The following is an 11,822-nucleotide window of genomic DNA, read 5'->3' as shown; positions in this document are numbered from 1 at the left end:
CAACTACGCGATGGCTATTGCCACGAGCCGACGTCGGCATCGTTGCCTTCGCCGCCCGCTTTCTGGTCTGCGCCGTAGCTGAACACGTCGATTTCGCCGTGCACGCCCGGATTCAGATATTGATACTGGCCGCCCCACGGATCGGCCGGCAGGCGTTCCAGATAGCCGCCGTCCTTCCAGTTGTTCGGCACCGGTTCCGTCGACGGCTTCTCGATCAGCGCGCGCAAGCCTTGCTCTTGCGTCGGATAGCGGCCGTTGTCGAGGCGATACAGCTTCATCGCCTGCATGATGGTGCCGATGTCCTGCTTCGCGGCCACGCGGCGCGCTTCGTCCGGACGGCTCATGATCTTCGGCACGATCAGCGCGGCGAGAATGCCGAGAATCGCGATCACGACCATGATTTCGATAAGCGTGAAGCCCCGTTGACGGCGCGCCTTGGCCTGGGTGATTTCCATGCGGCGTTGCGTCCACATTTGCATGACTGCTACCTCGTTGTTGATTCTGGGCTTGCGCCCGCTTTTGATTAAAGAATAAGCGGCTTGACGGATGACCGGAGCCGCCGGGGATTCTATCCATCCCTGAACACCGCGCCGTGACAGCAGTCAACGCGCGACGCAGCGATCGCCGCGCGGTCAGCGCACGTAGATCGTCGGTCCGGGCGGCATCGCCGGCAGGAAAATTTCCGACTTCGCACCGTTACGTTCGATGATGATCGAACGCGGCCGCACTTCCGAGAGCTTCACTCCCTGCGTGAGCGCGCTGCCGAGCGACACCGCGCGCGCCGGTTCGCCGCCGTAGCTGACGATGGCCGCCGCGCCGCCTTGCAGCGCGAGAATGCCGAACAGATGCACGTCCGAGTTCGCTTGCCGGTCGAGCTGTCCGCCGAAAATGGTCGCGGCCTGTTCCACCGACGGCGTGCGCGTCGCGGCGGCGGCGGGCAGCGGCGCGGTCTGGCGCGAGGTCAGCGTGACGACCCAGTACGTCACCGTCACGCAAAAGAGCGCGAGGGCGGCAAGCGTCAGTAACCGAGTTTGAAGGGCGTTCATTACTGCACCAGATTATTCAGTTCGATGATCGGCAGCATCACCGCGAGCACGATGACCAGCACCACGCCGCCCATCGCCAGAATCAGCAACGGTTCGAGCAGGCTCGTCAGGAACATCGTGCGGCGTTCGAGCTCGCGCGCCTCGCCTTCGGAGGCGCGGTCGAGCATCGTGGTGACGTCGCCGGTGGCTTCGCCGGAGCGGATCAAATGCACGAGCACGGGCGGAAACGTCCTCGTGTTGCCGAGCGCGCGCGACAGCGACGAGCCTTCGCGCACCCGCACGATGGCGTCGTCGACGTTATTGCGCATCGCGGTATTGCTGAGCGTTTCGCCGGCGGCTTGCAGCGCGCGCAGGATCGGCACGCCGGCGGCGGTCAGAATGGCGAGCGTGCTGGCGAAGCGCACGGTGTTATAGCCGCGCACCAGCTTGCCGACGAGCGGCGCGGTCAGGAGCCAGCGGTCGAACGCCAGGCGCGGTCCGGGCCGCGACAGAATACGCCGCACGAGCCACGCGATCACCGCGACGCCGATCAGCACCGCCCACCAGTAACTTCGAACGAAGGCGGAGAGCGCCATCATCATCACGGTGAGGAACGGAAGCGCCTGCTTCGTGCTGGCGAACACGTTCACCACTTGCGGCACGACATAGCTCAGCAGAAACGTGACGATGCCGAACGCGATGATCGTCACGATGCCCGGATACGTGAACGCGAGAATGATCTTCTGCTTGAGCGCGTTGCGCTGCTCGATGTAATCGGCGAGACGCGACAGCACGAGCCCGAGCTTGCCGGTGTGCTCGCCCGCCGCGACGAGCGCGCGATAAATCTCGGGAAAGTCTTTCGGATGCTGCGCGAGCGCATTGGCGAACGAATGCCCGCCGAGCACTTCGGCGCGGATCGCGGCCATCAGTTCGCGGATGTAATCGCGCTCGGATTGCTCGGTCAGCACCTGAAGCGTTTCGCCGAGCGGCAAGCCCGCGATCAGGAGACTCGCGAGCTGGCGCGTCAGGATGGCCTGCTCGCGCTGCGACAGACGGCGTCCCAGCGAGAGCCGCTGCTGCCGTTCCCCGCGCGTGCGCGTGCCCGCGGCCTCGACGACGAGCGGCGTCAGCCCTTGCGTGCGCAACTGGCTGCGCGCGGCGCGGGCACTGTCGGCATCGAGCACGCCGGTCTGCGTCTTGCCCGCGTGGTCGATCGCTTCGAAACGGAAAGCTGGCATACGTTACGCTCCGCCCTTAATCGCCACCGGTCACGCGCAGCACTTCTTCGAGCGACGTCACGCCCGCCGCCAGCCAGCGGTCGCCGTCCTCGCGCAGCGTGCGCATGCCGTTCGCGCGGCCCGCCGCGAGAATCTCGGCGTCGGCGGCGTTGCGATGGATCAGCGGACGAATGGCGTCGTCGATCAGCAGAAGTTCGTACACACCGCGACGGCCCACGTAGCCGGACTGGCCGCATCGGTCGCAACCGACAGGATGCCAGTGCTTCACGCCGTCTTCTTCCTCGCGCGCTTCCTTGCACACCGGACACAGCTGCCGCACGAGCCGCTGCGCGAGCACGCCCAGCAGCGACGACGCCAGCAGATACGGCTCGACGCCCATGTCGGTGAGACGCGTGACGGCGGACGCGGCGTCGTTCGTGTGCAGCGTCGCGAGCACGAGGTGACCGGTCAGCGAAGCCTGCACCGCGATCTGCGCGGTTTCCAGGTCGCGAATTTCACCGATCATGATGATGTCCGGATCCTGACGAAGAATCGAGCGCAGCGCCCGCGCGAACGTCATGCCGATGCGCTCGTTCACCTGCGTCTGCCCGATGCCAGACAGGTCGTATTCGATCGGGTCTTCCACCGTCATGATGTTGGTGGTCGTGGTTTCCAGCCGCGACATCGACGCATAAAGCGTGGTCGTCTTGCCGGAACCCGTCGGCCCGGTCACGAGCACGATGCCGTGCGGCTTGCCGATCAGCTTGTCGAAGTGGACGAGCGTGTCGCGCGCCATGCCGAGCGTTTCGAGATTCAGGCGCTGCGCGTCCTTTTCCAGCAGACGCAGCACCGCACGTTCGCCGTGGCCGGTCGGCAGCGTGGACACCCGGACATCGACCGGACGGCCGCCGACGCGCAGCGTGATGCGGCCGTCCTGCGGCAAACGTTTCTCGGCGATATCCAGCTGCGCCATGATCTTGATCCGCGAGATCAGCGCGCCGTGCAGCGCCTTCTTCGGGCGGACGACGTCGCGCAGCGTGCCGTCGACGCGAAACCGCACCACCGACGCGTTCTCGAACGGCTCGATGTGAATATCCGACGCCTGTTCGCGCGCCGCCTGCGTCAGCAGCGCGTTGATCATGCGGATGATCGGCGCGTCGTCTTCGGATTCCAGCAGGTCTTCGACTTCCGGAATGTCCTGCATCAGACGCGACAGATCGACTTCGCCTTCCACTTCGCCGACCACCTGCGCCGCGCTGCCGTCGTTGCGGGCGTACGCGGAGTTGATCGCGGCGGCGAGCTCGTCGGCGGGTTTGCGCTGAATCGACAGCGCGCCGAAATTGCGTGCGACTTCGGCGAGCGCGGCATCGCTCGTGCGCTCGCTGATCCACACTTCGATGCTGTCCGCATGCTGATGCGCGAGCAGAATCTGCCCGGTCCGCGCGAAGCCGTAAGGCACGAGCCGCGCGGCGAGCGGCGACGCGGCCGTCGCGGGCCCGTGCTCGGCCGCATCGGCGCTGAGGTTCGTGCTTTCGGCTACCGCGTTCACCGTGCTCACGGTCGGGCTCCTGTCGGACTGCTTTCGAGCGGCCGCGCGCTCGGCGTGTTGTTAGGCACCGCGTAGTTGCTCGTCGCGGCGTTGCCCGGCAGCGCGTTCGTCGCGGCGTTGCCGGGCATCGCGTTGGTCGCGGCGTTACCGGGCACGGCGTTCGTCGCACCGTTCGCGGGCGGCGGATTCGTGCTCTGCGGCGCCTGCTGATACGGCTGCGGCGCGGGACCGGCGTTCGGATCCTGAGGCAGCGTCGTACTCGGCACGCCGCGCGTCAGATTGTTCCAGTCCAGCAGATTCTGGGCCGGCGCGCCACCGCCTTCGCTCGGGCCGAGCGGCTTCGGCGGCATCACCGGAACGTTCTGATCCTTGATGATGCGGTTATCCGTCGTCGATCCGTATTGTTGCTGACGCAGATAGTCGTAGCGCGTATTCGCGATCTGCGTGGCCGTCGCCTGATCGCGCACGATGACCGGGCGCAGGAACACCATCAGGTTCGTTTTCGTGCGCGTCTTGCTTTCGCTGCGGAACAGGCTGCCGATGAACGGAATGTCGCCGAGCAGCGGAATCTTGCTGTTGTTGTTGTTGTACTGATCCTGCATCAAGCCGCCGAGCACGACGATCTCGCCGTCGTCGGCCAGAATGGTCGATTGCACCGAGCGCGTGTTGATGGTCACGCCGCCCGGATCGGCCTTGGTCGTGGCATCAACGCTCGAATCTTCCTGATAGATCTGCATCTTCAGCACGCCGCCTTCGGTGATCTGCGGCTTCACGTGCAGCGTCACGCCGACGTCGCGGCGGTCGAACGTGTTGAACGCCGTCACCGAGGTCGCCGCGTTCGCCGTCGGCGTCGCGTACGAACCCGTCACGACCGGCACGTTCTGACCGACGACGATCTTCGCTTCCTCGTTGTCGAGCGTGATCAGATTCGGCGTGGAGAGAATGTTGGCGTCCGCCGACGTGGACAGCGCCTGCAGCAGGCCGCCCAGACCGAACAGATTGCCGAAGCGGTGCAGCAAGCCGATGTTCAGGCCGTTCGCGAGCAGCCCGGTCGTCGACGTGATCGACGACGGATTCTGCGCGATCGCATTGCCCTGCACGGTCAAATCGAAGATGTTCGTGTTGCCGGAGCCGAAGCTCGTGCTGCCGTACAGCGCGTTGTTGCCGCCGTTCGACAGCAGAAGGCCTTGCCACTGAATGCCGAGGTTCGCGCCCGTCGTCGCGGAAAGCTCGACGATCAATGCTTCGATATAAACCTGCGCGCGGCGCGCGTCGAGCTGGTCGATCACGGTGCGCAGGTTGCGGTAGACGGGATCGGCCGCGGTGATGATGAGCGAATTCGTCGCCGAATCCGCCTGGATCATGCCGCCGCCGCTCGTGTCGTTGCCGGTGTCGCTCTCCTTGTTGGACGAGAAGCCGGTGTCGCGATTGGTGCCCGAGCCGGACATCGGATTGTTGCCGGTGCCCGAGCTGCTGCCGCCGCCGAAGCCGCCCGGCAGCGGCGGCGTGCCGGCGGTTCCCGTCGATGTCGACGAGTTGCCGAGGCCGCTCTGTCCGAACGAGCTCGATGTGTTCGAGCCCGAGGTCGAGGTGTTGTCCGAACCGCCGCCGCCCTTGCCCATCATGGCGCGCAGCGTTTTCGCAAGGCGCGTGGCGTCGGCGTTGCGCAGCGCCACGACATGCATGTTGCCGGGTTCGGACGTGGGCGCGTCGAGCTTCTTCGCCAGCGCCTTCGCAGCCGCGAGGCGCGCGCTGCTCGATGCGCGGAACATCAGCGAATTCGTGCGCGCGTCCGGCGTGACGGTCACTTTGAGCGTCGCGTCGGTGCTGCCGATGGTGCCGGGATCGAGCAGCTTGTTCATCTGCTCGGCGACGTCGATGGCGTTCGCGTTCTTCAGCGTGACGACATCGACTTCGCGGCCCGCCGCCGTATCGATGCCCGCGATGATGCCCGCGATGCGCCGCACGTTGTCGGCGTAATCCGTAACCACGAGCGTGTTGTTCGCCGGATAGGCGGCGATCGTGTTGTTCGGCGAGATCAGCGGGCGCAGCACCGGCAGCAGGTTGTTCGCCGATTCGTTGCGCAGCGTGAAGACCTGCGTGATCACCTGATCGCCGCGCGCGCCGGGCGCGTTGCCCACATACGTCGGCACGCCTTGCAGCTTGGCGTCGGCTTCGGGCACGACTTTCAGAACGCCGTGATCCTGCACGAGCGCGAAGCCCTGCATGCGCAGCGACGACTGAAGCGTCTTCAGCGCCTGTTCCTCGGGCACCGGATTTTCGGAGACGAGGTTGAGCTGCCCCTTGACGCGGGGATCGACGATGATGGTTTTGCCGGTGGCCGCACCGATCGCTTTCGCGACCTGGTCGATATCGGCGTTGACGAAATTCAACGTCACTTGCGCGTGCGCGGCTTGCGCGACGATAAGTCCCGCCGCCAGCAGTGCCGTCGCCATGCGACGCAGTGCCATAGGTTGTCTTCTCATGGATGTGATGTCTGAGCCGGATCTCAAAAAATTTAACCGGCTAAGGCAGCACCGTTCGCCAATCCGAAGGCGCTGCCGACCGAGGTGCGAGCGTATTCGCCCCACCACGATTATTTATAAAAATGTGACGATAGCAGCTTTGTGTAACGAATTTGTTCAAATCGCCGACGCAGTTGCTCGCAGTCGCCAAGATTCTGGCCGTCTGCCGAATGATTCCCGGCGAGTATCAAGCCTTCCGAAAGCCCGCCGATACACCGTATGGCGGGTTTCCATCGGACGGCTGAAAACCGTATGGGTTCCGCACGGGATCCGCGCAGGTGCCGGATTGTAACCCGAACACATTACTTTATTATTCATACGTTTAGCAGCGCATTGTCGCGCTCCGGGGCCGCGATTGTTTCACTTCCCGCGTTCCCTCGGACCTATGTCGGCTAGCCAACTTATGGCCTGAAACGTCAGCCGGTATGATACGGGCGGTTCCGCTTGACCGGCGCGTGCGTAACGGGTGGGTTTTCCCGATGACGCTCCGGCTCGGACATTGAATTTTCTGACGTGGGCGCTTGGCGCGCCGCGTCGGCGGCATGACGTTCCGCACCGGGCGGATGGAGTAGAAACACGATGAAGAGATTCCTGCGATTACCTGTGATAGCGTGCGGCGCGATGTGCGCGGCCGCGTCCGCTCACGCCGACTGTTTCGACGAAGCGGCGAAGTATCAGAAGGTAAATCCGCTCATACTGCGCGCCATCGCCTGGCAGGAATCGCACAACCGGCCCGACGCCATCAACAAGAACGCCAACGGCTCGACGGACTACGGGCTGATGCAGATCAACTCCATCCACCTGAACACGCTGTCGCAATACGGCATTTCCAGCGGCACGCTCATGGAGCCGTGCAAAAGCGTCTACGTCGCGGCCTGGCATCTGCGCCAGAAAATGAACAAGTACGGCAATTCCTGGCAGGCGGTCGGTGCTTACCATTCCGAAACGCCTGCGCTGCGCGACAAATACTCGGCGCAGATCATCGAAATTCTGCGGCGCTGGAAGCTGCTGCAGGCCTCGAAGTAAATCCCGCCATCGGACGGACGGCGCGCGCCGCTTTCGTCACATTTGATGCAAAATCGTTGCTTCGACCGAAGCGCGTCGCACCACGCCGCGACGCGCTCGCCGCATGCCGCCGCTCGATCCGCGAGCATTTCCTGCCGCACTTCCACTGATCCCTCGCAATGAACCAGACACCACTGCCAGTCACCGTGCTTTCGGGCTTCGTCGGCGCGGGCAAGACCACGCTGCTCGATGCGCTCCTCGCCAACGGCCAGAACGTGCGCGTCGGGGCGATCGCGGGCCGTTCGCTGCACGACATGGAACAGGCGATCATCGAACTCGCGGAACAGCAGCGTTTCGATGCGATCGTGATCGAATCGACGGGCATCGCCAATCCGATGGACATCGCCGAGCACCTCGCTTTCGGCGACGACGATCAGGCCGCGCTCGCCGGCCGCGCGCATCTCGATACGTTCGTGACCGTCGTCGATGCGACGAGCTTCATGCGCGATTACGCATCGGCGGATTCGCTGGCGGAGCGCGGCATTGCTAGCGGCGACGATGACGGCGAAGAAGGCAAGACGGTCGTCGAAACGCTCGTCGAGCAGATCGAATTCTGCGATGTGATCGTGCTGAACAAGACGGATCTCGTCGGCGAAGAGGAAGTCGAAAAGCTTTCGCGCGTGCTGCGCGGGCTGAATCCGCGCGCCGTGCAGATCCGCGCGCAGTACGGCCGAGCGCCTTTCGACGAAGTGATCGATACCGGCCGCTTCGACCTCGATACGACGGCGAGCGCCCCCGGCTGGCTCGCGATTCTGAACGGCGAACACGAATCCGATGCGTCCGAGACTTCCGATGCCGCGGGCGTCGGGCATTTCGTGTATCGCGCGCGCAGGCCGTTTCATCCGGAGCGGCTCTGGAATCTGCTGCATCAGGAATGGCCGGACGTGCTGCGCGCGAAGGGCTTCTTCTGGCTCGCGACGCGCAGTGTCGTGGGCGGATCGCTGTCGCAGGCGGGCGGCACGCTGCGTCATGGCCCGGCGGGCGTGTGGTGGGCGGCGCAAGACCGCAGCGAATGGCCGACGGACGATCCCGAACTCGAAGCGGAGATCGTCGCGGAATGGTTCGGCGATCCGGATGACAACAGCATCGGCGACCGGCGGCAGGAGCTGGTGCTGATCGGACTGGATCTCGATGCCGACGCTTGGCGTCGCAAGTTCGACGCATGCCTGCTCACCGACGACGAATGGGCGGCAGGCGCGCAAAGCTGGCAGCGCTTGAGCGATCCGTTTCCCGCGTGGGACGTGGAAGAGCACGACCACGAACACGGCGATCACGATCATGCGCACGAACATGACCACGATCACGGCCCCGACTGCCGCTGCGACGATCGCGGGCACTAAGGACGAAAAAAAACCCGCCGATGGCGGGTTTACGAACTTCGTGGTCTCCGGCTTATCTCCGCACATGCGGAAGAACCTGACTAACAGGTGCTGCTAGAGGCGCTGCAAGGCGGTACTACTGGAAGTGCTTGAAGTGCTGGGAGGCGCTGCGCAACGTTGCGGGAAGCGCCACACGGCAAGAAGCTTACTTCTTGTTCACTGCGTCCTTGAATGCCTTGCCGGCCGTGAACTTGACCGTCTTTGCCGCCGGAATCTTGATGGATTCGCCGGTCTTCGGGTTACGGCCGGTGCGCGCTGCGCGCTTTCCCGAACCGAAGCTGCCGAAACCGATCAACTGCACCGCGTCACCTTTCGAGACAGCCTTCTTGATCACTTCGAGCAACGTGTCGAGCGTTTCGCCCGTTTGAGCTTTGCTGGCGCCGGTCTGAGCGGCTACGGCGTCGATCAATTCCTGTTTGTTCATTAAGGTTCCTTTATCAGTTTAGGTTGACACGAACAGCGCGAACGCGCCGATTATACGTGCGCAAGCCGTGCAGTCGAGTAGGGGCGGCCTTCTGGCGTGCCCGCCGGACGAATGGCGCGGTTTCGCGCCACTTCACTGGCATTGCCTCACATCAAAGCCCTCGCGCCGCCTTCGAACGCGGCGCTTCGTATGATAGCGCAGCGCAAATCCAATCAGGACAAGGGTTTCAAAGATTTACCCTTATGTAACGAGGGGTTGCGGACGGCTTTTTGACGCGCGATCTTCGCGAGCCGGCGAGTCCTTTCCGAGCGGATGCTCGATTCGCCGCCGCGCGTTGGTTTTTGCCAACGTTCAGGCGGAAAAAGCCTTGCCCGGGAGCGCCGGATGCCTTGTCGCGACTGGCTTCGATGCGTGCTGACGCGTGGGCCAAGGATCGTCTTTCGGTCTTCGCGAGGCGCGGGCGATACAGTGTCGAGTTGATCTCATCACCGATGCCCGACGCATGACCGAAACATCGCCGCCCTGCGAACCGCTGCTCGCATTCCACACTCTTTCCGCGCGCTGGAGAGGCAAGCGCAGCTTCACGTTCGTCGATGCCGATGCGCGTTTCGGCAGCCCAAGCGCTTTGTTCGCGGTATGGCGTCGATGGCGCGCGTGCGATGAGCGCAGCGAGCGCCTTCATCTCGTGGCGACCGCGCCGCCTGATGCGCCGCACGGTAACGACCCGCTCGCGATCGAACTCGCGCGAGCGCTGCCCTTGCGGGTTCCGGGCGTGCATCGCGTGGAATTCGATGCGGGTCGCGTCGTGCTGACGCTCGCTATCGGCGATGAAGACGACATGCTGTCGAGACTGTGGCTGCGCGCGGATGCCTTCCACTTCGACGCATCGCAACACGACGATCCGCGCAAGCTCTGCAAGACGCTCGCGCGCTTCGCCGCCGACGGCGCGACGGTCACCGCTTCAGCACCCGAGCCCGCGCAAGCCGCGCTGCTGAAATTGCTCACCGGTTCCGGCTTCGACACCGCCGCCACGCCCGATGGCATCACGGGCCGCTTCGCGCCGCGCTGGCGAGTCCGCCGTCACGAACCGCCGACCGCCTGCGATGCGCCGACACGCGAAGCCATTGTGATCGGCGCGGGACTCGCGGGCTGCGCCGCGACATCGGCGCTCGCGTCGCGTGGATGGCGCGTCACGCTCATCGACCGTCATGCGTCGCCCGCGCGCGATGCATCGGGAAATCCGGCGGGCGTCTTTCACCCGATCGTCTGGCGCGACGACAGCATCGCCGCACGGCTGACGCGCGCCGCCTTTCTCCACACGCTCGGCAAATGGCACGCGCTCGAAGCCGCCGGCCACGACCTGCGCCGCAGCCGCGCGGGCCTGCTGCAAATCGCCGATACGCACGAAGACGCGCAAGCCCTCGCCGCCGCCATCGAGCGATTCGGCTACCCGCGCGAGTACGTCGCCGCAATGTCGCGTGACGAAGCCTCGCGCGTGGCGGGCGTCGACGTCGCGCGCGGCGGATGGTTCTTCCCGCACGGCGGCGCCATTTCGCCGGCCGCCGTCTGCGCGGCGCAACTCGCCGCCGCCGGCGATGCGCTCGCCGCGCGCTGGAACACGGAAGTGGCGCGCATCGAACGCGACGGCCGCGATTGGCGCGCGTTCGATGCGAGCGGCGCGGTGATCGCGCAGGCGCCGGTCGTCGTGCTGGCGAACGCGCACGACGCCGCGCGGCTCGGCCATCTTTTCGGCGATCCGACGCGCGGCGTGCGCGGCCAGCTTTCGATGCTCGACGCCAGTGCACTCGATGCGCTGCGCGTGCCCGTCATCGGCGACGGATACGCGGTGCCGCTCGGCGAACGGCGCACGTTGATCGGCGCGACCTACGACATCGACGACACCGATCCGCACCTGCGCGAAGCGGGGCATCTGGAAAACATTGAGCGCGTCGGACGCATGTTGCCGGCGCTGCAAAGCGCATCGGTGTCGCACGGGCGCGTGGCGTTTCGCTGCGTGACGAGCGACCGCATGCCGATGATCGGCCAGCTCGCCGACGAAACCGCCGCCCGCCGCGACGCGCATCGCCTATCGGGCGCGTGGCCGCTGGATCTGCCGCGCAGCGACGGTCTTTACGGCGCGTTCGCGTTCGGCTCGCGCGGCCTCATCTGGGCGACGCTCGCGGCGGAGCTCATCGCCTCGCAGATGGAAGGCGAGCCGTGGCCGATCGAACGCGAACTCGCCGAAGCCGTCGATCCGGCGCGTTTCTTTTTGCGAGCGTTACGTCACGGAGCGATCGGCGCGGCGTAGTTATCCTCGAAACGCTGTGGATAACCCGGCGGATTGCGTCAGAAAGAGCTGTGCACGCGTTGTGCACGTAAACGGGACAAACCGGTGACGCCGTTTCGGCGGCCAAAAGTTGTTCCGGGTTAACGGCGCGGCGCGAACATGTTTACCGCGCGGTTCTTCCGGGTGCAGATCGTTGATTCGTTGCGGTAAACGCAGGTTGTCCACAGGCGCGGCCGCGCCTTGTTAACTACGACTACGTATATATACGGTAAACCTGTAAACACCTGAAGGCGAAGCCACCGGAAGCGCAACATCGAAGTCGAATCCGGTCAGCCTTTCCGTCTCGATGGA

9 protein-coding genes are annotated in these 11,822 nt (G+C 64.8%); 3 read left to right on the top strand and 6 right to left on the bottom strand.

Annotated features, from left to right (window positions below; genetic code table 11):
* Positions 1 to 14: 14 nt before the first annotated feature.
* From gspG to gspD, 5 genes are all read right to left on the bottom strand, one after another.
* Entirely contained in the window at positions 15 to 479 is a 465-nt protein-coding gene (gspG, locus tag AWB72_RS00990; protein ID WP_040052801.1) for a type II secretion system major pseudopilin GspG, read from the bottom strand.
* Between the two features lie 153 nt (positions 480 to 632).
* Entirely contained in the window at positions 633 to 1,046 is a 414-nt protein-coding gene (locus tag AWB72_RS00985; RefSeq protein WP_040052802.1) for a type II secretion system protein N, read from the bottom strand.
* Complete coding sequence (gene gspF / locus AWB72_RS00980) at positions 1,046 to 2,263, bottom strand: type II secretion system inner membrane protein GspF (RefSeq protein ID WP_040052803.1); 1,218 nt, start codon at positions 2,261 to 2,263, stop codon at positions 1,046 to 1,048. The genes AWB72_RS00985 and gspF overlap by 1 nt, the downstream gene beginning before the upstream one ends.
* 16 nt (positions 2,264 to 2,279) lie before the next feature.
* Positions 2,280 to 3,800 carry a type II secretion system ATPase GspE gene (gspE, locus tag AWB72_RS00975; RefSeq protein WP_374728845.1) on the bottom strand — a complete coding sequence of 507 codons (1,521 nt, stop codon included), beginning with the start codon at positions 3,798 to 3,800 and terminating at the stop codon, positions 2,280 to 2,282.
* Positions 3,797 to 6,262, bottom strand: a complete 2,466-nt coding sequence (gspD, locus tag AWB72_RS00970; RefSeq protein ID WP_040052804.1) for a type II secretion system secretin GspD — start codon at positions 6,260 to 6,262, stop codon at positions 3,797 to 3,799. The genes gspE and gspD overlap by 4 nt, the downstream gene beginning before the upstream one ends.
* A 633-nt stretch (positions 6,263 to 6,895) precedes the next feature.
* On the opposite strand from gspD, the gene AWB72_RS00965 reads away from it, so the two are divergent.
* Positions 6,896 to 7,342, top strand: coding sequence for a lytic transglycosylase domain-containing protein (locus AWB72_RS00965; protein WP_052450100.1), 447 nt, complete (start codon positions 6,896 to 6,898; stop codon positions 7,340 to 7,342).
* 158 nt (positions 7,343 to 7,500) lie between these two features.
* A complete protein-coding gene (locus AWB72_RS00960; protein WP_040052806.1) occupies positions 7,501 to 8,721 on the top strand; it encodes a GTP-binding protein in 1,221 nt (406 codons plus the stop codon).
* Positions 8,722 to 8,905: 184 nt separating this feature from the next.
* On the opposite strand, the gene AWB72_RS00955 is transcribed toward AWB72_RS00960, so the two are convergent.
* Positions 8,906 to 9,184 (bottom strand): HU family DNA-binding protein, encoded by a 279-nt coding sequence (locus AWB72_RS00955; RefSeq protein WP_035962086.1) that lies wholly within the window; start codon positions 9,182 to 9,184, stop codon positions 8,906 to 8,908.
* 502 nt (positions 9,185 to 9,686) lie between these two features.
* On the opposite strand from AWB72_RS00955, the gene mnmC1 reads away from it, so the two are divergent.
* The gene (mnmC1, locus tag AWB72_RS00950) at positions 9,687 to 11,492 is read left to right on the top strand and encodes an FAD-dependent 5-carboxymethylaminomethyl-2-thiouridine(34) oxidoreductase MnmC1 (RefSeq protein WP_040052807.1); all 1,806 of its coding nucleotides are present in this window, start codon (positions 9,687 to 9,689) and stop codon (positions 11,490 to 11,492) included.
* Positions 11,493 to 11,822 lie beyond the last annotated feature (330 nt).

The sequence above is a fragment of the Caballeronia concitans genome, from assembly GCF_001544615.1.
GTDB lineage: Bacteria > Pseudomonadota > Gammaproteobacteria > Burkholderiales > Burkholderiaceae > Caballeronia > Caballeronia concitans.
Note: the sequence above shows the minus strand (reverse complement) of the source record. Positions and strands in the feature narration are given on the sequence as shown.

Coding starts and splice junctions, on each gene's coding strand:
- gspF (WP_040052803.1), bottom strand. CDS start 2,263: ATGCCAGCTTTCCGTTTCGAAGCGATCGACCACGCGGGCAAGACGCAG.
- AWB72_RS00955 (WP_035962086.1), bottom strand. CDS start 9,184: ATGAACAAACAGGAATTGATCGACGCCGTAGCCGCTCAGACCGGCGCC.
- mnmC1 (WP_040052807.1), top strand. CDS start 9,687: ATGACCGAAACATCGCCGCCCTGCGAACCGCTGCTCGCATTCCACACT.
- gspG (WP_040052801.1), bottom strand. CDS start 479: ATGCAAATGTGGACGCAACGCCGCATGGAAATCACCCAGGCCAAGGCG.
- AWB72_RS00985 (WP_040052802.1), bottom strand. CDS start 1,046: ATGAACGCCCTTCAAACTCGGTTACTGACGCTTGCCGCCCTCGCGCTC.
- AWB72_RS00965 (WP_052450100.1), top strand. CDS start 6,896: ATGAAGAGATTCCTGCGATTACCTGTGATAGCGTGCGGCGCGATGTGC.
- AWB72_RS00960 (WP_040052806.1), top strand. CDS start 7,501: ATGAACCAGACACCACTGCCAGTCACCGTGCTTTCGGGCTTCGTCGGC.
- gspD (WP_040052804.1), bottom strand. CDS start 6,262: ATGGCACTGCGTCGCATGGCGACGGCACTGCTGGCGGCGGGACTTATC.